This is a genomic window from Peribacillus sp. NPDC096448, assembly GCF_044762675.1.
Lineage (GTDB): Bacteria > Bacillota > Bacilli > Bacillales > DSM-1321 > Peribacillus > Peribacillus frigoritolerans_B.
The window spans coordinates 20164-45999 of record NZ_JBIWEU010000024.1; the positions used below are offsets into that span (position 1 = coordinate 20164).

At 40.6% G+C, this 25836-nt stretch carries 23 protein-coding genes; 9 read left to right on the forward strand and 14 right to left on the reverse strand.

What is annotated here, in order from left to right; translation table 11 throughout:
* Window positions 1-124: 124 nt before the first annotated feature.
* The 3 genes from ychF to ACIQ0C_RS24330 all read right to left on the reverse strand — a co-directional run bounded on the left by ychF (window position 125) and on the right by ACIQ0C_RS24330 (window position 2447).
* Window positions 125-1225, reverse strand: a complete 1101-nt coding sequence (ychF, locus tag ACIQ0C_RS24320; protein ID WP_076368500.1) for a redox-regulated ATPase YchF — start codon at window positions 1223-1225, stop codon at window positions 125-127.
* Between the two features lie 166 nt (window positions 1226-1391).
* The gene (locus tag ACIQ0C_RS24325) at window positions 1392-1589 is read right to left on the reverse strand and encodes a DUF951 domain-containing protein (protein WP_076368501.1); all 198 of its coding nucleotides are present in this window, start codon (window positions 1587-1589) and stop codon (window positions 1392-1394) included.
* Between the two features lie 21 nt (window positions 1590-1610).
* Window positions 1611-2447, reverse strand: a complete 837-nt coding sequence (locus ACIQ0C_RS24330) for a mechanosensitive ion channel family protein (protein ID WP_403064793.1) — start codon at window positions 2445-2447, stop codon at window positions 1611-1613.
* A gap of 362 nt (window positions 2448-2809) precedes the next feature.
* On the opposite strand from ACIQ0C_RS24330, the gene yyaC reads away from it, so the two are divergent.
* Window positions 2810-3445: a spore protease YyaC gene (gene yyaC, locus ACIQ0C_RS24335; protein WP_402835506.1), complete on the forward strand. Its 636-nt coding sequence runs from the start codon at window positions 2810-2812 to the stop codon at window positions 3443-3445.
* 54 nt (window positions 3446-3499) lie between these two features.
* Here yyaC and ACIQ0C_RS24340 read toward each other — a convergent pair whose 3' ends face one another.
* The 11 genes from ACIQ0C_RS24340 to rpmH form a co-directional block, all read right to left on the reverse strand.
* The gene (locus tag ACIQ0C_RS24340; protein WP_402835505.1) at window positions 3500-4201 is read right to left on the reverse strand and encodes a DUF554 domain-containing protein; all 702 of its coding nucleotides are present in this window, start codon (window positions 4199-4201) and stop codon (window positions 3500-3502) included.
* A gap of 52 nt (window positions 4202-4253) precedes the next feature.
* On the reverse strand, window positions 4254-5114 hold the full coding sequence (locus ACIQ0C_RS24345; protein ID WP_403064796.1) for a ParB/RepB/Spo0J family partition protein: 861 nt from the start codon (window positions 5112-5114) through the stop codon (window positions 4254-4256).
* Window positions 5107-5868, reverse strand: coding sequence for a ParA family protein (locus ACIQ0C_RS24350; RefSeq protein ID WP_402835503.1), 762 nt, complete (start codon window positions 5866-5868; stop codon window positions 5107-5109). Before ACIQ0C_RS24350 ends, ACIQ0C_RS24345 begins: the two co-directional genes overlap by 8 nt.
* Window positions 5869-6118: 250 nt before the next feature.
* Window positions 6119-6979 (reverse strand): nucleoid occlusion protein, encoded by an 861-nt coding sequence (gene noc / locus ACIQ0C_RS24355; RefSeq protein ID WP_034316169.1) that lies wholly within the window; start codon window positions 6977-6979, stop codon window positions 6119-6121.
* Between the two features lie 380 nt (window positions 6980-7359).
* Window positions 7360-8076, reverse strand: a complete 717-nt coding sequence (rsmG, locus tag ACIQ0C_RS24360) for a 16S rRNA (guanine(527)-N(7))-methyltransferase RsmG (protein ID WP_402835502.1) — start codon at window positions 8074-8076, stop codon at window positions 7360-7362.
* A 29-nt stretch (window positions 8077-8105) separates the two neighbouring features.
* A complete protein-coding gene (mnmG, locus tag ACIQ0C_RS24365) occupies window positions 8106-9992 on the reverse strand; it encodes a tRNA uridine-5-carboxymethylaminomethyl(34) synthesis enzyme MnmG (RefSeq protein WP_403064799.1) in 1887 nt (628 codons plus the stop codon).
* 21 nt (window positions 9993-10013) lie between these two features.
* A complete protein-coding gene (gene mnmE, locus ACIQ0C_RS24370; protein ID WP_403064802.1) occupies window positions 10014-11399 on the reverse strand; it encodes a tRNA uridine-5-carboxymethylaminomethyl(34) synthesis GTPase MnmE in 1386 nt (461 codons plus the stop codon).
* A gap of 348 nt (window positions 11400-11747) precedes the next feature.
* A complete protein-coding gene (jag, locus tag ACIQ0C_RS24375) occupies window positions 11748-12368 on the reverse strand; it encodes an RNA-binding cell elongation regulator Jag/EloR (RefSeq protein ID WP_402835499.1) in 621 nt (206 codons plus the stop codon).
* The gene (gene spoIIIJ, locus ACIQ0C_RS24380) at window positions 12365-13153 is read right to left on the reverse strand and encodes a YidC family membrane integrase SpoIIIJ (protein WP_063234312.1); all 789 of its coding nucleotides are present in this window, start codon (window positions 13151-13153) and stop codon (window positions 12365-12367) included. The genes jag and spoIIIJ overlap by 4 nt, the downstream gene beginning before the upstream one ends.
* A gap of 174 nt (window positions 13154-13327) precedes the next feature.
* Window positions 13328-13684, reverse strand: a complete 357-nt coding sequence (gene rnpA, locus ACIQ0C_RS24385; RefSeq protein WP_063234313.1) for a ribonuclease P protein component — start codon at window positions 13682-13684, stop codon at window positions 13328-13330.
* Window positions 13685-13764: 80 nt separating this feature from the next.
* Entirely contained in the window at window positions 13765-13899 is a 135-nt protein-coding gene (gene rpmH, locus ACIQ0C_RS24390) for a 50S ribosomal protein L34 (protein ID WP_034316183.1), read from the reverse strand.
* A gap of 930 nt (window positions 13900-14829) precedes the next feature.
* Here rpmH and dnaA point away from each other — a divergent pair.
* The 8 genes from dnaA to ACIQ0C_RS24430 all read left to right on the forward strand — a co-directional run bounded on the left by dnaA (window position 14830) and on the right by ACIQ0C_RS24430 (window position 25506).
* Entirely contained in the window at window positions 14830-16179 is a 1350-nt protein-coding gene (gene dnaA / locus ACIQ0C_RS24395) for a chromosomal replication initiator protein DnaA (RefSeq protein WP_034316187.1), read from the forward strand.
* Window positions 16180-16371: 192 nt separating this feature from the next.
* Window positions 16372-17508 (forward strand): DNA polymerase III subunit beta, encoded by a 1137-nt coding sequence (gene dnaN, locus ACIQ0C_RS24400; protein ID WP_101223982.1) that lies wholly within the window; start codon window positions 16372-16374, stop codon window positions 17506-17508.
* A 219-nt stretch (window positions 17509-17727) separates the two neighbouring features.
* Window positions 17728-17940: a S4 domain-containing protein YaaA gene (gene yaaA, locus ACIQ0C_RS24405; protein ID WP_402835498.1), complete on the forward strand. Its 213-nt coding sequence runs from the start codon at window positions 17728-17730 to the stop codon at window positions 17938-17940.
* A gap of 21 nt (window positions 17941-17961) precedes the next feature.
* Complete coding sequence (gene recF / locus ACIQ0C_RS24410; protein ID WP_048687943.1) at window positions 17962-19080, forward strand: DNA replication/repair protein RecF; 1119 nt, start codon at window positions 17962-17964, stop codon at window positions 19078-19080.
* A 12-nt stretch (window positions 19081-19092) separates the two neighbouring features.
* Window positions 19093-19356, forward strand: coding sequence for an extracellular matrix regulator RemB (gene remB / locus ACIQ0C_RS24415; protein ID WP_101223983.1), 264 nt, complete (start codon window positions 19093-19095; stop codon window positions 19354-19356).
* Window positions 19357-19431: 75 nt separating this feature from the next.
* Window positions 19432-21357 carry a DNA topoisomerase (ATP-hydrolyzing) subunit B gene (gene gyrB / locus ACIQ0C_RS24420; RefSeq protein ID WP_403064808.1) on the forward strand — a complete coding sequence of 642 codons (1926 nt, stop codon included), beginning with the start codon at window positions 19432-19434 and terminating at the stop codon, window positions 21355-21357.
* Between the two features lie 96 nt (window positions 21358-21453).
* Window positions 21454-24006: a DNA gyrase subunit A gene (gyrA, locus tag ACIQ0C_RS24425; protein WP_403064805.1), complete on the forward strand. Its 2553-nt coding sequence runs from the start codon at window positions 21454-21456 to the stop codon at window positions 24004-24006.
* Window positions 24007-24438: 432 nt separating this feature from the next.
* Window positions 24439-25506 carry an HD-GYP domain-containing protein gene (locus ACIQ0C_RS24430; RefSeq protein WP_403064811.1) on the forward strand — a complete coding sequence of 356 codons (1068 nt, stop codon included), beginning with the start codon at window positions 24439-24441 and terminating at the stop codon, window positions 25504-25506.
* Window positions 25507-25836 lie beyond the last annotated feature (330 nt).

The window sequence follows — 25836 nt, forward strand, 5'->3', positions numbered from 1 at the left end:
GACCGTTGATTTCCACTTCAGGCACCCGCTTTTCCCGCAGGAGACTCTTACCTTCCGTTCCAATCAACTTCTTTTGTCGACAAACTGAAAGACCCTACATATGGAATGGTAGGGTCTTTGGTTCTTAAACGTTAAAACGGAAATGGATGACATCGCCATCGTTAACGATGTATTCTTTTCCTTCCAAACGAACTTTACCCGCCTCTTTTGCGGCACCATGACTGCCCGCTTCAAGTAAATCGGTATAAGAAACCGTTTCGGCACGGATGAAACCGCGTTCGAAGTCCGTGTGAATGACGCCGGCACATTGAGGGGCTTTCATTCCTTTGCGGAATGTCCAAGCACGCACTTCCTGTACACCAGCTGTAAAGTATGTTGCCAATCCAAGCAGATTATAAGAAGCACGGATCAACTGATCAAGACCTGACTCCTCGATACCAAGTTCAGATAGGAACATTTCCTTTTCTTCACCTTCAAGCTCTGCAATTTCTTCTTCGATTTTGGCACAAATCACGATTACTTCGGCATTTTCCTTAGCGGCATATTCACGAACTTGCTGTACATATTCATTATCGTCTGCATTCGCCACTTCATCTTCGCTCACGTTCGCCACGTAAAGCGTCGGCTTCGCTGTAAGTAAATGCATGCCCTTCACGATTTTTTGCTGCTCTTCAGTAAACTCGACGGTACGTGCAGGCTTTTCATCTTCCAATGCTTCTTTTAAAGCCACAAGGATTTCATGTTCTGCCACAGCGGCTTTATCTTTTTGCTTGGCCATTTTTCCGACACGGTCGATGCGTTTGACAACAGATTCCAAATCGGCAAGGATCAATTCAAGGTTAATGACTTCGATATCATCGATTGGATTTACTTTTCCAGAAACATGGGTAATGTTATCGTCTGCAAAACAACGGACGACTTGACAAATTGCATCCACTTGACGGATATGGGAAAGGAATTTATTACCCAATCCTTCTCCTTTACTTGCTCCTTTTACAATCCCGGCGATATCCGTGAATTCAAATGCTGTCGGAACCGTTTTTTTCGGTTTTACCAATTCAGTCAATTTTTGCAGACGGTGATCTGGCACTTCCACAATCCCGACATTCGGGTCGATCGTACAGAAAGGATAGTTGGCAGATTCCGCACCTGCCTGAGTAATTGCATTAAATAAAGTGGATTTACCTACGTTAGGCAAACCGACTATACCAGCTGTTAAAGCCATTTATATTTCACTCCTTCAAGATGATTCGTACATATGGGGAAAAGAACTGATCTACTATTAAGACCATCCAATTACCTAAACCTTTCCCAATTATAGATTTCGCTTCCTAAAAAGACAAGTAAATCATGAGAAACGCCAGACTACTTTCACTCAAAAAAAAGCATGATCACTCCTCATGCTTTTGCAGAACTTTTTTCATTTTCTTCGCGAATTCACGTCGAGGCAGCATCACGCTATGACCGCATCCTTCACATTTTATCCGGATATCCATTCCGATCCGTATAATTCTCCACTTATTCACTCCACAGGGATGTGGTTTCTTCATTTCCACAATATCCTTAAGTGCAAATTCCTTTTCTTCCATAACCATGAGCCCCCCCCAATTCTATGACTCGCTGCCATTGTACGTAGATTTAATCCCACTTGAATCAAGCGCAGCACTTATTTCTTTTCTTAATATCCTACTGATCTCAATGTGATGCATCGGCTTTGTTTCCGCTTTAATCCGAAAGACGATTTCTTCAGGACTGATTTTTTCAATTCCCAAAAATTCAGGTGCTTTGATCAAGGCTTCGTATTTGCCTTCCATACTGTTTAAAAGATCAATCAGCACCTTCTCAGCGCGCTCGGTCGATCCATCGTTAGGTATGGTCACGTCAACAATAGCCATACTATTTAAAATCGAATAATTCGTAACCTGGATGATGCTGCCGTTTGGTATGAAGTGCAATTCACCTGCACCGCTTTTAATTTTCGTCGTACGAAGCCCGATTTCAATGACTTCCCCTTCAAAATTATTGATTTTAATATAATCCCCAACCGAGAAATGATCTTCAAAAATAACGAAAAACCCGGTAATTATATCCTTGACCAAACTTTGTGCACCAAACCCAATGGCCAAACCGAGAACACCAGCACCAGCGAGTAATGGCATTACATGAAGTCCAAGAATCTCCAGGATCATCAACAAGGCAATGAAATTGATGACATAGGTAATGATATTTTCCAGCAATTTAATGAGTGTCGCTTCCCTGCGTTCCGATACCCGAATGGGACTTCTTAAACGTGCTTTGAAAAATTTATTCAGAATAGTCTTTCCTATTGTAATAATAATACGCGATAACAGCAGAACAAGGAAGATTTTAATAATGCCCTCGCCCATCAGCAGCCATATCCTTTCATCCAATATCTCTTTTGTAACGTTATCATATATGCGGTCCATATTTTCCTCCTGCCTAATGTAAATAACAACTTTTATTTCTTCGACGTATTCCTCTCCCCCCGTGCGTGGAGGTAACCATGAATTAGAGAGATTTTCTCTATTTTATCAATAAATAATGGTTTCTGGACAAAAAAATTATGGGTATATAGTTAATACAATTAGAAATTTTTTACCAAATATTCAAGATTATTTACTAGAAAGTATAGATGAAAGCAATTGGTAGAGGATAACGTCAATTCATATCCCCTTCACCTGTTTGAATGTTATACAAAAAATTCCCCCATCCATCATGTTAAATACCGTATATTTTCCCCTTTTTATCCGTATACTGTAATACCAAATAAAGTAAAGGAGTTGAGCCGATGAATCTGAATTCTAGTCTATTTAATAATAATAAAAATAGATTGAGTCGCATCCTGCATGAAGATACGGATGCATCCAAACAAATTTCCCAGGAATTAATCAACCTCCTACCAACAGGAAAGCTTCAACCAATCGTCATCGTCTGCATAGGCACAGACCGTTCCACAGGCGATTCACTCGGACCACTTGTCGGCACACTGCTTAGTGAAAAGGCTGAAAACAGTTCTTCTTCATTCCATGTTTATGGTACTCTGGATGACCCTATACATGCGATGAATTTACAGGAAAAATTAAATGAAATTAAAAAGATTCATGCCAATGCCTTTATAGTCGGAATCGATGCTTGCTTGGGAAAAATGAAAAGCGTCGGCATCGTTCAGATCGGCCAGGGACCAGTCAAGCCAGGTGCCGGGGTCAATAAAGATCTTCCTTCCGTCGGAAATGCCCATATTACAGGAATTGTGAATGTAAGTGGATTCATGGAGTTCATGGTCTTGCAGAACACGCGTCTTAATCTTGTGCTAAAAATGGCCAAAACCATTGCCGAGGGGATTTATGAAGCACAAAAACATTATCCAATAAAACCTTCCATCACTCCTTTCACATGGGCATTCAAGCAAGAAAAAACCCTTTGATCGGTGTTTGCTATCATAAAAAAGAAGGAAGGGGCCATCCCCTTCCTTCTTTTTTTATACATAATACATGAAAGTAACCAAAATGGCAGTGATCATTATGCCCGGAAGCAGATTCGCGACCCTGATTTTGGTGACACCGATAATATTCAAACCAATTGCCAAAATCATGACTCCCCCAGTTGCCGTCATTTCCAATATGAAGGAATCCATTAAAGCAGTTGGGATCATCGTATTGATCTGCCTTGAAAAAACCGCCAGGAATCCCTCATAAATAATGATCGGAAATGCTGAAAAAAGTACACCTATGCCTAGCGTGCTGGCGAGGACCAGTGCTGTGAATCCATCGATTATCGCTTTTGTTATCAAGACGTCATGATCATTCCTGATACCGCTATCCAGGGCACCGATAATGGCCATCGCCCCAATCCCAAATATGAGAGTAGCCGTTACAAACCCCTGAGATATCGAGGTTCCTTCCTTTGCTTTCATCCTGCGTTCAATCCAATTGCCTAAAGAATTGAGCCTGCCCTCAAGATTCATCCATTCACCCAGGACAGCCCCGCCGACAATACTTAAAATGACAACAAGGAAATTATCGCTTTTAAACCCCATCTGTAACCCTAAGACCATCACGGCCAAACCGATACCGCTCATGACCGTTTCTTTTATCTTTTCAGGTATATGTTGTAAAAACCTTCCTAAAATCGAACCGATTAAAATGCAGGCACCATTCACCAAAGCCCCTAATAATACCATCTCATCCACCTAATTTTCTGCATATGTCTTCATGATCTTTTCATAAGGGGATCTAAGAGGAAAGGTTCTCTTGATCGATCAAGTTCAAAATTCTCTCTAAATCTTCTTTTGAAAAGAATTCTATTTCTATCTTACCTTTTTTCTTGCTTTGTTTGATCGTTACGCTCGTTCCTAGTCTTTCACGCAGACTTGTCTCCCGTTGCTTTATGAAGATATCTTTTTTCTCTTGTTTCTTAGGTTTGGTTTCACGTGAAACGGTATCATTCAATTGATGTATATATTGCTCTAGCTGTCTGACATTCATACCTTCCTTGAGGATTTTATCCACTACCGGCTTAAGCATCTCTTTTTTCTTTAAACCTAGCAATGCCCGGCCATGACCCATGGAAATTTCCCCGTCGGAGATATATCTCCTAATCCCTTCAGGCAAAGATAGTAATCTAACATGGTTTGCTATATGGGGTCGGCTTTTACCCAGCCGGTTGGCCAGCTGCTCCTGGGTAAATTCCAATTTTTCAAGGAGCGTTTGATAAGCTGCAGCCTCCTCGATCGGATTCAAATCCTCCCGTTGCAGGTTTTCCAAAATGGCCAGTTCCATCATCTGCTGTTCACTCAATTCCCTCACAACGACCGGAACTGTCTTTAAACCAGCCTCCTTGGCAGCACGGAAACGCCTTTCACCAGCCACGATTTCATATCCCTTAATACTTTTCCGGGCAATAATCGGCTGTAATATCCCATGCTCCATGATGGATTGCTTTAATTCCTCTATAGCTTCAAGTCGAAAGCTCTTTCGGGGCTGATAAGGATTTGGCCTTAACTCCCTTAATTTGATTTCGCGCACGATTTCATCTTTACTGATCTCCCCACTGTTGAAAAGTGCGTTAAGTCCTTTGCCAAGCCCTTTAGCCATTTGATACCACTTCCTTTGCCAATTCTAGATAGACCTCCGCTCCTCGTGACTTTGGATCATATATAATTATCGGTTCTCCATGGCTTGGTGCCTCACTCAACCGGACATTGCGGGGAATGATGGTTTGATAGACTTTATCCTGAAAGTATTTTTTGACTTCTTCTATGACCTGGAGACCTAAATTTGTTCTTGCATCCAACATCGTCAATAGCACACCCTCGATTTTCAAATCATGGTTCAAATGCTTTTGGACGAGTCGGACCGTATTCAATAGTTGACTCAAACCCTCCAATGCATAATATTCACATTGTACCGGAATCAAAACAGCATCGGCAGCCGTTAGGGCATTAAGCGTAAGCAAACCCAATGATGGAGGGCAGTCAATCACAATGTAATCGTATTGGCTTTGCACCTCTTCTAACGCCCTTTTTAATCGGACTTCCCTTGAGATGGTTGGAACAAGTTCAATTTCTGCACCTGCAAGTTGAATTGTCGCAGGTATAGCATATAGGTTTTCTACCTTTGTTTCCATGATAACGGTACTGGCCTCAACATCATCAACCAATACATCATAAATACATTGTTCCACATCCGCTTTGTCAATACCTGCACCGCTTGTCGCATTTCCCTGCGGATCAATATCGACCAATAAGACTTTCTGTCCTATGTATGCAAGACAAGCACTTAGACTGACAGAAGTTGTCGTTTTTCCAACACCGCCCTTTTGATTGGCAATGGCGAGAATCTTACCCACGAATTCACCTGCTTTCGACTATCTTCCTGACGCTATATCTATTGATTTTTACCGTAAATCCATTTATTTCTTTCTATTTTATCATGAATGTTACTGGAAGAAATCGTTTTCTGAAATTCCTCTTAAAATTTGAAATATATCTAAAAACATTAAAATTCCGGGGTTTTTATAAGTGGAAAAAGCCAGTTTTGGAGAGAAAATAAAAAAAGCTTGGTAATCGGAGACTACCAAGCGGGCTAAGGATAGGGAATCAAGTTTTTTTCTTGGGTATTTTAATCGTGAACTGATAATACTCCTCGAATTCTTCTTCCTCTGCATCCAAATTTATTCCATTGTCTGTAACCATACTGAGTGATTGGCGTATGGTATTAACGGCAATCCTCATGTCTTTGCTAAACGCTTTTCGCTTAGGTTTCGGCTTCTGCACAGTACCCGTTAAGAGCTTGACGACCTGCTCTTCGGTCTGCTTGACGTTTAACCCTTTTTCGATGATTTCCAAAAGCAGTTTCAACTGCTTTTCAGGACTCTTTAACGGTATCAACGAGCGGGCATGGCGTTCCGTAATTTGCTTTTGAAGAAGTGCATCCTGAACCTCTTGTGGCAGCTTAAGCAGCCGAAGCTTATTTGCCACGGTAGATTGACCTATTCCCAGTCTTTGTGCCAGAGCTTCTTGGGTTAAACTATGCAGCTCCAATAGTTTTCCGTAAGCCAAAGCTTCTTCAATCGGTGTCAGTTCTTCACGCTGAAGGTTTTCTATCAGCGCAACGGAAGCCGTTTCTGTATCGGTGAAATCTTTGATTATGGCAGGTGCCAATTCCCAGCCAAGCTTTTGCATGGCCCGGAAACGACGCTCACCTGCAATGATTTCATATTTCCCCTGACCATAAGCCCTTACTACAATTGGTTGAATGATCCCATGTGTATGGATCGTTTGAGCCAATTCGGCAATTTTATCGTCATTAAAAACGGTCCTTGGTTGAAATCGATTAGGCACAATATCAGAAATGGAAATTTTTCTTATCTCTTCATTATTATTGCTAGGTGTCTCCATCTCTAGTTGCTCTTCTTCTTTTTCGCCAAACCCAAAGAACCGCGAAAAAGGATGCTTCATCTTCCTACACCACCTTTTAAAACTCCCAAATAACATATTCTCTATTTAAAGGACAAGTCCTGCATACATTTCCCGACATGGTTATACATATGGCCCTTCACTGTAAAAAACATGTCGACTGGCGCCATCAAGGCAATTATGAGGAATGGACGGCCAGTTATTATAAATATCAGCTGGCTTTCCCAAAATTATTTCCCTGAATCAGCAAGCTAAGTGCACACGTTTTAACCTGTACCGAAAATGCCCCTCGTTGGACAATGCAGTATTAAGTGAAAATAATAAGGTCATACTTTTATAGTAAAAGAAAATAAGGGCAAGTACCAGCCATATATATCTGAATCATCTGCGCTTACTATGAAAACATGCGCATCGTACAGAGGTTATTCAATAGGCTGCTTATTCGGTGTCCCTGGTTTTCTTGGGTATTTTTTAGGAGTCTTCTTCACTTTTTTCACAGTAATGATGTTTCTTTCACTATTTTCCTCTGGCAATGTGAAAGGATGAATTTCTTCGATTTCTCCGCCTAACGTAAAAATGGCCTTCTTCCCATTGTCCATTTCATCTTGTGCACTAGCCGCTTTCATGGCAATGAACGTCCCATCCAGTTTAACAAGCGGCAAACATAGTTCACTTAAAACCGACATCCTGGCTACAGCCCTCGCCATGACAATATCATAGGATTCGCGATGCTCCTGTTTTTGGGCGAAGGTTTCCGCCCGGTCATGATAAAAGGAAACTCCCTTTAATTGTAAGGAATCCGCAAGATGATTCAAAAAGGAAATTCGCTTGTTCAAGGAATCCACAATCGAGACGTGGATATCAGGGAAACAAATCTTCAATGGAATACTCGGAAATCCAGCTCCAGCCCCGACATCGCAAATTCGATATGATTCGTTAAAGTCAAAATAGAAGGCTGCACTGATTGAATCATAAAAATGCTTAAGATAAACTTCTTCTTTATCAGTGATGGCTGTTAAGTTCATCTTTTCGTTCCATTCCACCAATAATCGATAATACGTGTCAAACTGATCAAGCTGTTGAGGAGAAAGCTCGATCCCTTTCTCCAGCAGTGCTTGTTGGAACTGTTCAATATTCATGTTTTTTCAATCCTTTTCGGGTATTTCCGTTACTGAGATACTCTGGCAATTTTACCTTGTTCCAAATAAACAAGCAAAATGGAAACATCAGCGGGATTCACACCGGAAATTCTTGAAGCCTGAGCTACTGATAGCGGGTGGACCTGCTTTAATTTTTGACGTGCTTCCGTTGCAAGACCAGAAATTGCATCATAATCGATATTCTCTGGAATCTTTTTATTCTCCATTTTTTTCAGGCGATCGACCTGCTGCAAGGATTTTTCGATGTATCCTTCATACTTGATCTGGATTTCGACCTGTTCCGTCACTTCTTCACTCAGTTCGACATCACTTGGCGCCAACTTCTGAATATGGGAATAATCCATTTCAGGCCTTTTCAATAAATCGGAGGCACGGATTCCATCCTTTAACTCACTGCCGCCACTTGCAGTAATGACTTCTTGTACCTCTTTGGTCGGTTTGATGAAGTTTGATTTCAGTCGTTCCTTTTCCATTTCAACCGCTTCTTTTTTCATAAGGAAACGATTGTAGCGTTCTTCTTTGATCATTCCGATATTGAATCCAATTTCCGTTAAGCGTAGATCGGCATTATCATGACGCAATAATAAACGATATTCTGCACGTGAAGTCAGCAATCGGTATGGTTCATTCGTGCCTTTCGTTACAAGGTCATCTATGAGAACGCCAATATAGGCATCCGAACGGCTTAAAATCAGTTCTTCTTTCCCCATTGCATTCAATCCTGCATTAATACCTGCCATCAAACCTTGTCCTGCTGCTTCCTCGTAGCCGGATGTCCCGTTAATTTGGCCAGCAGTATAAAGATTTTTGATTTTCTTCGTTTCAAGTGTAGGCCATAGCTGCGTAGGAACGATAGCATCATATTCAATTGCATATCCAGCACGCATCATTTCCGCCTTTTCAAGTCCCGGAATTGTTTGCAGGATTTTCACTTGTACATCTTCAGGCAGACTGGTGGATAAACCTTGCACATAAACTTCCTTTGTATTGCGACCTTCAGGTTCCAGGAAGATTTGATGCCGTGGTTTATCATTAAAACGAACGACTTTATCTTCTATCGATGGACAATAACGCGGTCCGGTCCCTTTAATCATTCCGGAATACATTGGTGAACGGTGTAGATTCTCATCAATGAGCTGATGTGTCCCCTCATTCGTATAGGTTAACCAGCATGGCAATTGATCCGTTATGAACTTTGTTGTTTCATAAGAAAATGCACGCGGCACTTCATCGCCAGGCTGAATTTCCGTTTTGCTGTAATCTATGGAAGAACTATTCACACGTGGCGGCGTTCCTGTTTTAAAACGGACCAAATCAAATCCTAACTGCTCCAAGTGTTCAGAAAGCCTGATGGAAGGCTGCTGATTATTAGGGCCGCTTGAATATTTCAGTTCCCCTAAAATGATTTCACCGCGTAAATATGTTCCCGTCGTGATTACGACAGTTTTCGCACGGTATACCGCGCCTGTTTTAGTGATGACACCCGTACATACGTTGTTTTCAACAATTAATTCCTCTACCATTCCTTGAATTAATGTCAAATTTTCTTGGTCTTCTATCGTCTTTTTCATTTCTTGCTGATAGAGAAATTTATCTGCCTGTGCCCGCAGCGCACGAACAGCCGGACCTTTTGCCGTATTGAGCATCCTCATTTGAATATGGGTCTTGTCGATATTCCTTCCCATTTCTCCGCCTAAAGCGTCAATTTCCCTAACGACTATCCCTTTTGCCGGCCCGCCAACGGAGGGATTGCATGGCATAAAGGCGACCATATCCAAGTTAATGGTGATCATCAACGTTTTAGCTCCGACTCTTGCAGCTGCAAGACCTGCTTCACTGCCAGCATGACCGGCACCAATAACAATGACATCATAGCTACCTGCTTCGTATTGCATATCCTTTTCCTCCTTTTACGCTTATTTTCCTAAACAAAATTGAGAGAACAATTGGTTGATCAAATTATCCTGAACGCTTTCACCAATGATTTCTCCAAGCAGCTCCCAGGCTTTCGTGAAATCGATTTGAACCAAATCAACCGGCGTACCCATTTCAATAGCATCGATTGCATCTTCGATAGACTGTAATGCCTGTCCCAGCAAAGCTATATGCCTTGCATTGGAAACATAGGTCAGGTCTCCCGTTTCTAAAGAACCTTCGAAAAATAAAGAAGCGATGGCTTCTTCCAATTCATCGACCCCTCGATCTTCCAGTAATGAAGTCGTAACAACTTTATGGGATGCCGCCTTTTCCTTAACCTTTTCCATATCGATTTTTTGTGGAAGGTCTGTTTTATTGATGATGACGATAACATCCATTCCCTCAACCGCTTGAAATAGTTTCTCATCTTCAGTAGTGAAATCATCGGAATAGTTCAAAACAAGCAATATTAAATCAGCTTCCTTTAATACTGCACGAGACCGTTCAACTCCAATTCGTTCAACTATGTCTTCCGTTTCGCGAATTCCTGCTGTATCGACAAGTTTAAGCGGTACACCGCGAACATTGACATACTCTTCAATAACGTCACGTGTTGTACCTGGAATATCAGTGACGATCGCTTTATTTTCATGAACTAAGCTGTTAAGCAAAGAAGATTTTCCGACATTAGGGCGACCTATGATTACAGTCGCAAGCCCATCCCGAAGTATTTTCCCCTGTTGGGCCGTGTGAAGCAGTTTCTCGATTTCATTCTTCACAAACCTGCCCTTTTCCAAAAATAAACGATGCGTCATTTCTTCGACATCATCATATTCCGGATAATCTATATTTACCTCGACTTGAGCGAGGGTCTGTAAAATTTCTTGACGCAGATTTTGGATTAATTTCGAAAGCCGGCCTTCCATTTGACCTAATGCAACATTCATGGCTTTATCCGTTTTAGCACGGATTAAATCCATAACGGCCTCAGCTTGAGAAAGATCGATCCTGCCGTTCAAAAAAGCCCGTTTCGTAAATTCACCAGGTTCCGCTAAACGAGCACCTTGTGAGAGAATAAGCTGCAGTACCCGATTGACCGAAACGATTCCACCGTGACAATTTATTTCAACTACATCTTCCCTTGTAAATGTCTTTGGACCCATCATGACCGAAACCATGACTTCCTCTATGATTTCACCTGTTTTAGGCTGGATAAGGTGGCCATAATGAATCGTATGTGATTTCACTTCAAGCAATCCTTTTCCACCTGGTCCTTTAAAGATCCTGTCGGCTATTTCTATGGCCTCATCACCGCTGATTCTAACGATGGCGATTGCCCCTTCCCCTAAGGGAGTTGAGATAGCGGTGATTGTATCGAATTCCATGCTTTCACCTCTTATATATTGATGGTTCTATTTTTTTCTGATAATAAAATCGTCGAATCCCTAAATTACTACAATACCACAGTATAATCATGAAAAAAAGTAGATACTCCTTCCTTCCAAGAGTTATCCACATGCAGTTAATCCATATTCTGTACCACCCATTTTAACTTATCCACATGTGAATAACAAATATCGCCCGCTTCATTTTCTTCCATTCCCTTTTCGACTCAAGAGAATATAAAAAGAAATATGTCGCTTATTGTTGAATTGAAACTTTGTAAAAAAAATATTCGACATACAACGATATCACGGCCTAAAAAAAAGAACCCCTGCTTAAAAGCAGAAGGTTCATTTAAGTGGAGTAATGACCAAGTGACGATACGGCTCAGTCCCACTTGAGGTTGTTTTTATTTTTGGATAATCCAAGAGGGCATTATGGATGACCTTCCGTTCATAGGATGGCATCGGCTCGAGTGAAACAGCTTTACCTGTTTTCATGGCTTTATTTGCCATTCTTTCAGCCAATTGGATTAAAGTGTCATTGCGGCGATTTCGATAATCTTCTGCATCTACGGTAATATTCAAAAACTGCTTCGAATATCGATTTGCTACCAGCTGTGCTAAATACTGAAGTGAATTTAGCGTTTGACCCCTTTTTCCAATCAATAATGCAATTTTATCACCTGATAAATGAAATGTTACGTTCTTACCTTTACGGGTGACATCAATTTGTGCATTGACTCCCATTTCCACGCAGACATTCTTCAAAAATCCAAGTGTCTCTTCAATGGGATCTGGAGGCAATGTCACATGGACGATAGCCTTCCTTGCACCAAATAAACCAAAAAATCCTTTTTTGCCTTCATCTTCTATTTCAATCTCTACGCGATCCTTAGTGCTGTTCAGTTGAGCTAAAGCTAAATTTACTGCTTCTTCGACAGATTGTCCTGTAGCAGTCACTTTTTTCACTTTTTCTTTGCCCCTCCCGCGTTTTCCGCAGCTGCTTTTCTAAGATCCGGACCTTTGATGAAATATGTTTGAACGATACCAAAAAGGTTACCAACTACCCAGTAAAGAGAAAGAGCAGCGGGGAAATTAATAGCAAATACAACAATCATGATTGGCATGATGTAAAGCATCATCGTCATTTGTGCAGCCATTTGTGGATTGGAGTTCATTCCAACCATGGACATCTTTTGCTGGATAAAAGTGGTGATACCTGCAACGACCGGTAAAATATAATAAGGATCCGGGGAACCTAAATCAAACCAAAGAAAACTATGTAAAGCAATTTCTTCCGTACGGCTGATTGCATGGTAAAATCCGATCAAAATCGGCATTTGCACCAATATCGGCAAACATCCCGCCAATGGATTCACATTATATTTCGAAAATAGAGCCATTGTTTCTTGCTGTAGTTTTTGTTGTGTGGCAGCATCTTTTGAGCTGTATTTAGCTTGAAGTTCTTTCATTTCAGGCTGAATGGCCTGCATTGCTTTCGAGCTTTTCACCTGTTTGATCATTAATGGAAGTAATGCCAAGCGAATGATTAGTGTAACGCCGATGATTCCCAAACCATAGTTCTCGCCAAATGCTTCGGAAAGCCAGATGATCAGGGCTGATAATGGATAGACAATGTATGAATTCCAAAAACCTTCACTATCCGCAGTAATAGGTTCTTTAATTTCCGTACACCCTGCCAACAGCATCATTATCGAGGCTAGTCCAATAATGAGTAATATTCGTTTTTTCAACCGTAATTTCCTCCTAACTGCAATCAATCTTTTTTGAAACAATTGTGAACTGTTTATTAGCAGATTTCAAGGAAAAGTAATCCACTTTTTCCACAGTTACAATCGGAATTTTCTATGTCATCTTACAAAGTAACCACATGATCCGAGGAGTGCTTATTCGATATTGAGGGGACTTTATTGTTTTTTCATTTTAAAGTTTAGTGATTTAGAACGTTTCAGGACATGTATCAAGCTGCTTTTCACCTGGAAAAAGTCCATCTCCGCCGCTGGTTTTCGAGCAATCACAATATAATCCTTACCCTCTTCTATATCTTCTTTCAATTCCAAAAACGCTTGCCGTATGTATCTTTTGATTTGGTTCCTTACAACGGCGTTCCCGATTTTTTTACTGACAGAAAGGCCGATCCTGAAATAATCCTGACCAGGCTTTTCAAGGACATAGACAACGAATTGCCGATTAGCAGAAGATTCACCTTTTTTAAACACAAGCTGAAATTCATCCTCTTTCTTAATCCTTAACTTTTTTTTCATTTTTACACCTTCATTACATGAATTGAGTCTCAGCAAATCCCTTATTTTGCGAAAAAAGACCACTGAGACTTTTCAGTGGTCTATGCAGATAATACTTTTCTGCCCTTACGGCGACGTGCAGCGATTACTCTACGTCCGTTTTTCGTGCTCATACGTGCACGGAAACCGTGAACTTTACTATGTTTGCGGTTATTCGGTTGATAAGTTCTTTTCATTATATGACACCTCCCTGAGGAATAACAGTTAAAGACAGTCTTTACAATTATATAGATGGAGGTATCTACTTGTCAACCTCATCCATAAAAAATATTTCTTTTTTTAATGCTCAATGTCCAGTAGGCCTTTTTTTACTACCTAGCCTATTGTAAATGATTTTGCTCCGAACTGATATAGAAATTTTTGGGGAAAGGAAAATTTCCATCATTTTATCCATGAGCACAAATAGAATTCGCAAGGAATCCTCCCTTGCGGCACACCATTCGACAAATAATAAGAATGAACCTGAATCATTTTCGATCTTTCTCCATGCAGGTCATCAGCTTGAACAACTTGGTTCAAATCGAATTAATTCGAGCCTATAATCACGGTCTGTGGATAAAATTCGACATGTTTTTTTCTATCCACATCCCATTTTATAGACTTTTGCACATAACAATAGCCTGTGGAAAAGTTTTTCCCACAAGCTCGGTAAGTTGTGGATAAAGTTTTCTAACCCATTGCAAGACGCCTGAATTTCTGATATTATATTTGTGTTTTCACTCTGAATAACTTTATCAACAGGCAACGTTTATCCACAGACTGTGTATAACTTGTGGATAGTTTATCCGACCTGTGTATATCAATCTGTCCACAGATGGTGGATATTGTCGAAAACCCTTTTTTCTTCTTTATTATATATTTCTTAAAATACCTGTTGATGAATAAACATTCAAATCTACACTGGCTCACCAGATGTAGTCTGTACAAAGGTTGTACAGCGCAAGATATAGTTTTGGGCACTCCATATTACACAACACAAAAATCCCTTATACAGCTCACCGAACCTTTGCTGTCAAAATTAATATAAAGACGGCAATCGATGAGTTTATTTGTGCCTATACATTTAGATACAATTATTAAAAATTTTTTGCAAAGGAGGGATAAGTTTGGATAACATCGATAGCCTCTGGAACCAGGCGCTCGGAAAAATCGAAAAGAAAATCAGTAAACCAAGCTTTGAAACTTGGCTTAAATCAACCAAGGCTTATTTACTGCAAGGTGATACATTAACAGTCACCGCTCCCAATGAATTTGCCAGGGATTGGCTTGAAGAACGCTATTCCCATCTTATTTCCGATGTATTGTTTGAACTTACCGGTGAGGAATTGGAAGCGAAATTCATCATTCCCCCCAATCAAGAAGATGATGATTTTGCCGTTCCTGTTCAGCCTAAAAAGATAAAAAAACAGGATAAAGAGCATGCTGCATTTCCACAGCATATGCTGAATGCGAAAAATACCTTCGATACATTTGTCATCGGCTCCGGCAATCGTTTTGCCCATGCCGCGTCTCTCGCTGTCGCAGAAGCTCCGGCCAAAGCCTATAATCCCTTATTCATTTACGGGGGCGTAGGTCTTGGAAAAACTCATTTAATGCATGCAATCGGGCATTATGTTCTTGAGCATAATCCGAATGCAAAGGTCGTTTATTTATCGTCTGAAAAGTTCACGAATGAATTCATCAACTCAATCCGGGACAATAAAGCTGGGGAATTCCGTGATAGATACCGAAGTGTGGATGTTTTATTAATTGATGATATTCAATTTCTTGCGGGAAAAGAACAAACTCAAGAAGAGTTTTTCCATACATTCAATGCGCTGCATGAAGAAAGCAAACAGATCGTCATCTCGAGTGACCGCCCGCCAAAAGAGATACCTACACTCGAGGATCGCCTCCGTTCAAGGTTTGAATGGGGCTTGATCACGGATATCACACCTCCTGATCTGGAAACGCGGATTGCCATATTGCGTAAAAAGGCAAAAGCTGAGGGTCTTGACATCCCGAATGAAGTCATGCTCTATATTGCCAACCAAATCGATTCCAATATTCGTGAGCTTGAAGGTGCACTTATTCGTGTCGTCGCTTATTCTTCATTGATTAATAAAGATATAAATGCGGATTTGGCAGCTGAAGCATTAAAAGACATCATCCCTAGCTCAAAACCTAAAATAATCACCATCTTGGAAATCCAGAAGACGGTCGGTGAACATTATAGTGTCAAACTTGAGGATTTCAAGGCGAAAAAACGGACTAAATCAGTTGCCTTTCCAAGACAGATTGCCATGTATCTTTCCAGGGAGTTAACGGACTCATCCCTGCCCAAGATAGGTGATGAATTTGGGGGCCGTGATCATACGACCGTTATCCATGCGCATGAAAAAATCTCCAAACTCATGCAAACGGACACCCAGCTTCAACGTCAGGTTAAAGAAATCCAGGACCAGCTGAGGGTATAATAGATTCTGGATAATGTGAATAACTGACGACTACTTACACACAGTCTGTCCACATGTGGATAGACTGTTTTTCCTTAGGTTGAGTGGACTTATCCACATATCAACAGGACCTACTACTATTACTACTATCTTTTTTAATAAAAATTATTAATAAATATGCCTATTCGGCAATAAAAAATTGGAGGATGAAACATGAGATTTATAATCCAAAGAGATCGATTAGTTCATAGTGTCCAAGAAGTAATGAAAGCAGTCACATCAAGGACGACGATTCCGATTCTAACGGGGATAAAGATAAGCGTTACTAGCGAGGGGGTCACCCTAACAGGTAGTGATTCTGATATCTCCATCCAATCATTCATTCCCGCTGAGGTTGATGGAGATGAGATTGTTGAAGTTAAAAGCAGCGGCGGTATTGTCCTGAATGCCCGTTTTTTCAGTGAAATTGTCAAAAAGCTGCCGATGGATACTGTAGAAATTGAAGTGGAGAATAACTTTCAAACGATTATTCGCTCGGGAAAAGCTGAATTTAATCTAAATGGGCTGGATCCTGAGGAATATCCACATCTTCCGATCATTGAAGAAGAAAATATTTTCAAGCTTCCAACGGACCTTTTAAAGACCCTTATCCGCCAAACTGGGTTTGCAGTGTCCACGTCAGAAACACGCCCCATCTTAACAGGTGTAAACTTAAAGGTTCAAGATGACGAATTGACCTGTATTGCAACAGATAGTCATAGGCTTGCAATGAGAACAGCCAAAATAGAAAATAAAATTAACGGGACCTATAGCGTTGTAATCCCAGGTAAAAGTCTGAATGAGTTAAGTAAAATCCTAGATGATACGAACGAACTCATTGAAATCGTCATTACCGAAAACCAAGTACTTTTCAAAGCTGAAAATTTATTATTCTTCTCAAGACTGCTTGAAGGGAATTATCCTGATACATCACGCTTGATTCCATCGGATAGCAAAACCGATGTGACTGTTCACACCAAGGATTTCCTTCAAGCGATCGACAGGGCTTCTTTATTGGCGAGAGAAGGAAGAAATAATGTCGTCAAATTGACAACCTTGGAAGGCCGTATAATCGAAGTCTCTTCCAATACTCCTGAAATTGGTAAAGTAATTGAGGAGGTTCAGGCAGAAGCCATTGAAGGTGAAGACCTGAAGATCTCATTCAGTGCCAAATTTGTAATGGATGCTCTAAAGGCATTGGAAGGTTCCGATATAAAAATTAATTTCACAGGTGCAATGCGTCCGTTTGTCATTCGTCCGCTACATGATGATTCCATGCTGCAATTAATTCTCCCGGTAAGGACTTATTAAGCTAAAATAATATTTCAAAAAAATTAAAGGCTTGTATAGCAGGTCTTTAATTTTTTTGTATTTAAACATGGGTTTCCAAAGGATTTTTGGCGTTTTTTCAATTCTGTACGGGACTCTGAATCGCTAAAAACAGGAACTCAAAAAGCTATACTTTGTCTTAATGGGATTAATTTAGTAAAATGAAATATTAAAGACTACTTAGAAATGAGTGAGGCATGAATGGACTCCATAAAAATCAATACTGAATATATTACGCTTGGACAATTCCTGAAAGTGGCCGATTTGATCCAAAGCGGCGGAATGGCGAAATGGTTCTTAAGTGAATACGAGGTTTACATTAATGGCGAATTAGACGTGAGAAGAGGCAGAAAATTAAGATCAGGTGATAAAATAGAGATTCCTGGATTTGGCACCTACACAATTACAAGCTAAAACATAAGGGAAGAGCGGAATATGTATATTGAAAATATAAGTTTGAAAAATTACCGCAACTATACCGAATTGAATCTGACTTTTGAGAATAAAGTCAATGTAATCCTTGGCGAAAATGCTCAAGGAAAAACAAATGTCATGGAATCCATTTTCGTTTTAGCAATGGCAAAATCCCATCGGACCTCAAATGATAAAGAACTTATTCGCTGGGATGAAGAGTATGCTAAAATAGAAGGAAGAGTTAGAAAGAGAAATACCTCAATACCACTTGAGCTGACCATTTCAAAAAAAGGGAAAAAGGCGAAGTGCAACCATATTGAACAAAGAAAGTTGAGTCAATATGTCGGAAATATGAATGTGGTCATGTTTGCGCCTGAGGATCTTAACCTTGTAAAGGGAAGTCCTCTAGTCAGACGCCGTTTTATAGATATGGAAATTGGCCAGGTTTCTCCCGTATACCTTCATGATATGAGCCAATATCATAAAATACTTCAACAAAGAAATCATTACTTAAAGCTTCTGCAGACCCGGAAACAAACGGATACGACGATGCTTGACGTGCTGACAGATCAATTTATTCAGTATGCAGCGAAAATTGTCGAAAGAAGGTACGAGTTTCTTTTAAAGCTCCAGCAATGGGCAGAGCCGATTCATTCGGGGATCTCCAGAAATCTAGAAGTATTGAAAATCCAATATAAACCGTCGCTTGATGTATCAGAATCTATGGATTTGACGAAAATGATAGAAGTATACACAGAAAAATTTGATAAAATAAAAACAAGGGAAATTGAACGGGGTGTTACACTGGTAGGTCCTCATCGTGACGACCTGGTTTTTTTTGTGAATGACCGTGATGTCCAGACATATGGTTCACAAGGACAACAGCGTACGACTGCCCTGTCTTTGAAACTTGCCGAAATTGAGCTGATCCATGAAGAAATCGGCGAGTATCCCATTTTATTATTGGATGATGTGTTATCGGAACTCGACGATTTCCGTCAATCCCATTTACTGAATACGATACAAGGGAAAGTGCAAACATTTGTGACGACACCCTCCGTTGATGGAATCGATCATCAAACGCTAAGAGAAGCGTCCACCTTTTATGTTAGTCAAGGAAGTATAAAAAAGGTTAAATGATGAGGTGAATGTATGTATCTCCACATTGGTGAAGACATTCTTGTGAAAACGGACGATGTCATAGCCATTTTAGATAAGAAGCTGCTTCAGGCCTCTCCGATCATGAGTGAATTTTTGGAGAAAAAGTCCGATGTAACTTACCATTTAGCAAAAAACTCGGTTAAATCGATTGTAGTGACGGACAAACAGGTATATTATTCACCGCTTGCGTCGTCCACTTTGAAAAAGCGTTCACTGCAGCCATCGCTCTTAATCGATGATATAGATATTCTTTGAATTGTAGCTAAACGTTATAATTACTCCTGAAAATTGATAAATGCCAAAAGAAAAGTGTAGGTGATACGTATGACAATGGAACAAAAAGAAGTACAAGCTCAGGCATACGATGAGAATCAGATACAGGTTTTAGAAGGCTTAGAAGCAGTTCGTAAACGTCCGGGGATGTATATCGGCTCCACCGCTGCAAAAGGACTTCACCATCTTGTTTGGGAAATTGTCGATAACAGTATTGATGAGGCACTAGCTGGTTTCTGTACGGAAATCAAAGTGACGATCGAAGAAGACAATAGCATAACCGTAGTCGATAATGGTCGGGGAATTCCAGTGGGCATCCATGAAAAAATGGGACGCCCGGCTGTGGAAGTAATCATGACGGTCCTCCATGCAGGCGGTAAATTTGGCGGCGGGGGTTATAAGGTCTCCGGCGGTCTGCATGGTGTGGGGGCATCAGTGGTTAATGCCTTATCCACGGTGTTGGAAGTGTACGTTCATCGTGAAGGGAAAATCCATTATCAGCAATTTAACCGCGGTATCCCAAAAGAGGATTTGAAAATCATCGGGGAAACCGATCATACCGGAACGACTGTACACTTCATTCCTGATGGTGAAATCTTCACGGAAACCTTGGAATATGATTTCGATACATTAGCCACACGAATCCGTGAGCTTGCATTCCTGAATAAAGGCTTGAAACTGATCATTGAAGATAAACGTGAAGAAGAAGAGAAAATCAGGGAGTTTCACTATGAGGGCGGCATCAAATCCTATGTCGAGCATTTGAACCGTTCAAAAGAGGTATTGCATGAGGAACCGATTTTCATGGAAGGCGAAAAAGATGGCATCTCTGTTGAATTGGCTCTGCAATATAATGACAGCTATATCAGTAATGTCTTTTCTTTTGCCAATAATATCCATACCTATGAAGGCGGTACACATGAATCAGGATTCAAGACTGCTTTGACCCGTGTCATCAATGATTATGCACGGAAAAATGGTCTTTTAAAAGAAGCGGATTCCAATTTCTCGGGTGAAGATGTCCGGGAAGGTTTAACGGCAATCATTTCGATTAAGCATCCCGATCCGCAATTTGAAGGTCAGACGAAAACCAAACTCGGAAACTCTGAAGTGAGGACGGTTACTGATTCCATTCTTTCGGAAAGGCTTGATGCCTTCTTATATGAAAATCCTGCAGTGGCCCGAAAAATTGTAGATAAAGGGCAAATGGCGGCGAGAGCCCGTTTGGCAGCGAAGAAAGCACGTGAATTGACCCGGAGGAAAAGTGCTTTGGAAGTATCCAATCTACCGGGGAAATTGGCGGATTGCTCTTCTAAGGACCCGGGTATCAGCGAATTGTACATCGTTGAAGGAAACTCTGCGGGAGGCTCGGCAAAACAAGGACGGGACCGCCATTTCCAAGCCATATTGCCGCTAAGGGGTAAAATCCTGAATGTTGAAAAGGCGCGATTGGATAGAATCCTGCACAATGAGGAAATAGGTACGATCATCACAGCGCTTGGAACAGGCATTGGTGATGAATTCAATATTGAAAAGGCTAGATACCATAAAATTGTTATCATGACCGATGCGGATGTGGATGGTGCCCATATCAGAACACTGATGTTGACATTCTTCTACCGGTACATGCGAAAAATCATCGAGTATGGTTATATATATATTGCTCAGCCGCCACTTTTCAAGATCCAGCAAGGAAAAAAAGTGGATTATGCTTATAATGACCGCGAGCTTGAAGAAATCATGGCAAGTTTGCCAAGTACTCCCAAGCCTAACCTGCAGCGTTATAAAGGGCTGGGGGAAATGAATCCGGAGCAATTGTGGGAGACGACGATGAACCCTGAAACGAGAACGCTGCTTCAAGTCAGTTTGAAAGATGCTGCCGAGGCTGATGAAACTTTCGAGATGCTGATGGGCGATAAGGTGGAACCGCGACGTAACTTCATTGAAGAAAATGCAATTTATGTAAAAAATCTTGATATCTGATTTTTGACAGGATGCTTTTTACATCCTGTTCTTTAAATAGTGCACGAACAGATAAACTTAAATGAGAGTATAAGCTTTTAATAGGAGGTTGGCTCCATGTCAGAAAATGAAAGATCAGGTGTTAAAGAAATAAATATAAGTACCGAGATGCGGACATCGTTTTTGGATTATGCGATGAGCGTTATCGTGTCGCGGGCTTTGCCTGATGTAAGGGACGGTTTGAAACCGGTACACCGAAGAATTCTTTATGCAATGAACGATCTTGGAATGACTTCGGATAAACCATTTAAGAAATCAGCCCGTATTGTCGGGGAAGTAATCGGTAAATATCACCCGCATGGTGATTCGGCAGTATATGAAACGATGGTACGGATGGCGCAACCTTTTAACTATCGCTATATGCTTGTAGATGGTCATGGGAATTTCGGTTCGGTCGATGGTGACCAAGCTGCCGCAATGAGGTACACCGAAGCGAGAATGTCGAAAATCTCGATGGAGTTACTCCGGGACTTAAATAAAGATACGGTCAATTTCCAGGATAACTACGATGGTTCAGAAAGAGAACCAGCCGTCATGCCTGCCCGTTTCCCGAACTTGTTGGTGAATGGTTCATCAGGAATAGCGGTAGGAATGGCAACTAATATTCCGCCCCATCAATTAGGTGAGGTAATTGACGGCGTATTGGCTTTAAGCAAGAATCCTGAGATTACAATTCCAGAGTTGATGGAATATATTCCTGGTCCGGACTTTCCGACAGCCGGTTTGATTTTAGGGAGAAGCGGAATCAGAAAGGCCTATGAAACCGGTAAAGGGTCAATCATTCAACGGGCGAAAGTCGAGATTGAAGAGAAACCGAATGGTAAACAGGTAATCCTTGTTAAGGAAATCCCTTATCAAGTGAATAAAGCAAGATTGATTGAAAAAATCGCAGAACTTGCCCGAGATAAGAAAATCGAAGGCATCACCGACTTACGGGATGAATCGGATCGCAATGGTATGCGTATTGTCATGGAGCTTCGAAAGGATGTTAATGCGAATGTCCTTTTAAACAACCTGTATAAGCATACCGCGATGCAGACCACCTTCGGAATCAATCTGCTTGCTTTGGTGGACGGTCAGCCAAAGGTGCTGAATTTAAAACAATGCCTGCGCTACTACTTGGAGCATCAGCAGGTAGTCATACGGCGCAGGACTGAATTCGAACTGCGGAAAGCGGAGGCCCGTGCCCATATTTTAGAAGGTTTGCGCATAGCCCTTGATAATTTGGATGCAGTCATTTCGTTGATCCGCAGTTCCCAAACGACAGATATTGCCCGTGAAGGCTTAATGACACAATTCTCACTTTCCGAAAAACAGGCGCAAGCTATCCTGGATATGCGATTACAGCGCTTGACAGGTCTGGAACGTGAAAAAATCGAAGATGAATATCAGGCATTAATGGCTATAATTGCAGAATATAAAGCGATTCTTGCTGATGAGGAAAAAGTTCTTGAAATTATCCGTGAAGAGCTTCTTGAAATTAAAGAACGTTTTGATGATAAACGGAGAACTGAAATCACATTAGCTGGCTTTGAAAGCCTGGAAGATGAAGATTTAATCCCAGAGGAAAATATAATCGTGACACTTACGCATAACGGTTATATTAAACGCTTGCCTGCAACCACATACCGCAGTCAAAAACGCGGGGGACGCGGAATACAGGGTATGGGAACGAATACAGATGACTTTGTCGGTCACTTGTTAACCACTTCGACTCATGACACTCTATTATTCTTCACCAACAAAGGTAAAGTCTATCGTTCAAAAGGATATGAAATACCTGAATTTGGCAGGACGGCAAAAGGATTGCCGCTTATCAACTTGTTGGAAGTCGATAAAGGCGAGTGGGTCAACGCAATCATACCGGTGAAGGAATTTGCGGACGATTGGTATTTATTCTTCACGACCAGACTTGGGATATCAAAGCGTACACCTTTGTCGTCATTTGCAAATATCCGAAATAATGGTTTAATTGCCTTAGGTTTACGTGAAGATGATGAATTGATCTCTGTCCGACTTACGAATGGGGAGAAACAGATCATAATTGGAACGAAGTCCGGAATGATGATTCGTTTCCCTGAGACGGATGTACGGACAATGGGACGTACTGCAGCGGGAGTGAAAGGGATTTCCTTAGGGACGAATGATGAAGTTGTCGGAATGGAAATTCTTGAAGATGATGAAGAAGTCCTGATCGTTACGAAAAACGGTTATGGAAAAAGGACCTCTGCGGAAGAGTACCGCATTCAAAGCCGTGGAGGCAAAGGAATAAAAACATGTAATGTCACTGAGAAAAATGGTGAACTTATAGCCGTGAAAACAGTTACGGGTGAAGATGAAGATTTGATGCTGATTACAGCAGCTGGTGTATTGATCCGAATGGAAGTCGAAGGCATTTCTAAAACGGGCCGTAATACACAGGGTGTTAAGCTCATCCGACTCGAATCCGCAGATAATGAATATGTTTCTACGGTGGCCATCGTAGGAAGGGAAGAAGAAGAAGAAAAAGACATGGATATAGAGACGGTAACAACTCTAGATCCGGATTCTGATCCCGAACCTACTGTAATTGAAGAAAATGAAGATACTGAAAAAGATACGGAAGAATAATCTTTTCATAAAAAAGGAGTTCGGTATTAAAATTCCGAACTCCTTTTGAAATTCCCTTTGAATTTTAGTCTAAAGTTAAAGTTTTATTAATTCTATTTTTAAAACAATGAAGACTTTAGGCAAAGGGTTCTATAAAAGGTTAAAACAAAGGTGATTGGAGCGGGTGTGCGGAAAGCGAGCAACTCTCAAATTGTATAAACCGTAAAAAACTGTAGATCCAGCAATTAAGCTGGGTCTTTTTTTTTTGCATTAGCTGGATTTCAAAATGATATCAAGAATGGTCGGGTGTAGGTAAAAAGACTCGCGTATTTTAGGGAACTTTACTAATGAATTGATTTTTTTTAGGTATTTAATCATAATTAAGATGATTTTTACCATCTTTTTCAAGTAAACTGATACTCATTAATACTACCGAGGTGAAACGTTTTGCTAGTGAAAACTCGCTATTTAATCGAAGGCTGCATCCTCTCTAAAGAGATTAGAGGTCTTTCGAACCGCCCCATAATGTATGAAAAAACAATATTGACCACGCGGTTAATTGAGGCATTGCAAGCTTTTTTAATAACAGAGGTGAGCGTTGAAAAAACTTTGATCGATGGAAAGACATTTCTGCCGAAAGAAGTAATAGATCCAGAATTGCATGAAATGGGAGAGTCATCGGATTTTACGGATTTGTATCTTAAGTCAGTACAAAAATATAAACGATTATTTAAAAATTGGCAGGCAGGCAGTAAAGTCGAGGTGGCCATGATTCGTTTCATCATGATTCCCCTTATGGACAAGGCTTTAGAGGAACCAGGAAACATTTTGATGCTGCACAACTATTGCAATAAGGAAGACTATGTATATCATCATGCTATTTCCATTGGATTGATAGGAGGATATATTGCATATAAAATGAAATGCAATAGGGCAGATGTCTACCAAGCTGCAATTGGCGGATGCCTGGCAGATTGTGGGATGGCGAAGCTGCCACCAAGGTTATTAAATAAAAGGGAAAGCCTGACGGCAGATGATTATGAGGAGATACATGCTCATCCCATTTTCAGCTACAAGATGATCAAGGACAGTTCCATCATTAAGGATAGTGTGAAGATAGCCGTTCTAGAGCATCATGGAAGGTTAGATGGAACGGGTTATCCCAAAAGATTGAAATCAAAGCCCATGAACTTATTCTCAAAAATCATTGCTGTTGCAGATGTATTTCACGCCATGACTTCCGAAAGGACATATAGAAAGAAACAGTCACCGTTTAAGGTATTAGAAATGATCTTACATGACGACTTTGGTAAATTTGATATTGCGGTAGTTAAAACCTTGTTATCAAGCTTCGCTGATTTTTCCATAGGAAGCAGGGTCAAACTGAACAATGGATTCATCGCTGAAATCATTTTTATTGATGCCGGCTCGCAAACAAGACCGGTCATAAAGGTGATGGATAGTGAGCAAATTATCAATTTGGGGATTAATCGTGAATTATATATAGAAGAAATACTATAATGTTTAAAGAAAAAGTTTACTCTTGCAATGTAAGCTTTTTCTTCTTGATCAGGGGTAAAATCATAGTATTTGAAATCTATGAATTGATGTATATTATTTATTTTAAAATAACTATTGCTTTTATTCCTGATACTAGATATAATAACTAAGTCGACAGCGAAAGAATAAAGTTGTTGACGAAAAATAATATAGATGATATATTATTAAAGTCGTTTCCAAATGGACGACAAAAATCGCTCTTTGAAAACTGAACAAAACAAAGCGCCAACGTTAAATTTTAAGTGAGCACACACTATCAAAAAAGCAAATGAGCAAGTCAAACATTTCTTC

Coding starts and splice junctions, on each gene's coding strand:
- ychF (WP_076368500.1), bottom strand. CDS start 1,225: ATGGCTTTAACAGCTGGTATAGTCGGTTTGCCTAACGTAGGTAAATCC.
- ACIQ0C_RS24325 (WP_076368501.1), bottom strand. CDS start 1,589: ATGGAAGAAAAGGAATTTGCACTTAAGGATATTGTGGAAATGAAGAAA.
- ACIQ0C_RS24330 (WP_403064793.1), bottom strand. CDS start 2,447: ATGGACCGCATATATGATAACGTTACAAAAGAGATATTGGATGAAAGG.
- yyaC (WP_402835506.1), top strand. CDS start 2,810: ATGAATCTGAATTCTAGTCTATTTAATAATAATAAAAATAGATTGAGT.
- ACIQ0C_RS24340 (WP_402835505.1), bottom strand. CDS start 4,201: ATGGTATTATTAGGGGCTTTGGTGAATGGTGCCTGCATTTTAATCGGT.
- ACIQ0C_RS24345 (WP_403064796.1), bottom strand. CDS start 5,114: ATGGCTAAAGGGCTTGGCAAAGGACTTAACGCACTTTTCAACAGTGGG.
- noc (WP_034316169.1), bottom strand. CDS start 6,979: ATGAAGCATCCTTTTTCGCGGTTCTTTGGGTTTGGCGAAAAAGAAGAA.
- rsmG (WP_402835502.1), bottom strand. CDS start 8,076: ATGAATATTGAACAGTTCCAACAAGCACTGCTGGAGAAAGGGATCGAG.
- mnmG (WP_403064799.1), bottom strand. CDS start 9,992: ATGCAATACGAAGCAGGTAGCTATGATGTCATTGTTATTGGTGCCGGT.
- mnmE (WP_403064802.1), bottom strand. CDS start 11,399: ATGGAATTCGATACAATCACCGCTATCTCAACTCCCTTAGGGGAAGGG.
- rnpA (WP_063234313.1), bottom strand. CDS start 13,684: ATGAAAAAAAAGTTAAGGATTAAGAAAGAGGATGAATTTCAGCTTGTG.
- rpmH (WP_034316183.1), bottom strand. CDS start 13,899: ATGAAAAGAACTTATCAACCGAATAACCGCAAACATAGTAAAGTTCAC.
- dnaN (WP_101223982.1), top strand. CDS start 16,372: ATGAGATTTATAATCCAAAGAGATCGATTAGTTCATAGTGTCCAAGAA.
- yaaA (WP_402835498.1), top strand. CDS start 17,728: ATGGACTCCATAAAAATCAATACTGAATATATTACGCTTGGACAATTC.
- recF (WP_048687943.1), top strand. CDS start 17,962: ATGTATATTGAAAATATAAGTTTGAAAAATTACCGCAACTATACCGAA.
- remB (WP_101223983.1), top strand. CDS start 19,093: ATGTATCTCCACATTGGTGAAGACATTCTTGTGAAAACGGACGATGTC.
- gyrB (WP_403064808.1), top strand. CDS start 19,432: ATGGAACAAAAAGAAGTACAAGCTCAGGCATACGATGAGAATCAGATA.
- gyrA (WP_403064805.1), top strand. CDS start 21,454: ATGTCAGAAAATGAAAGATCAGGTGTTAAAGAAATAAATATAAGTACC.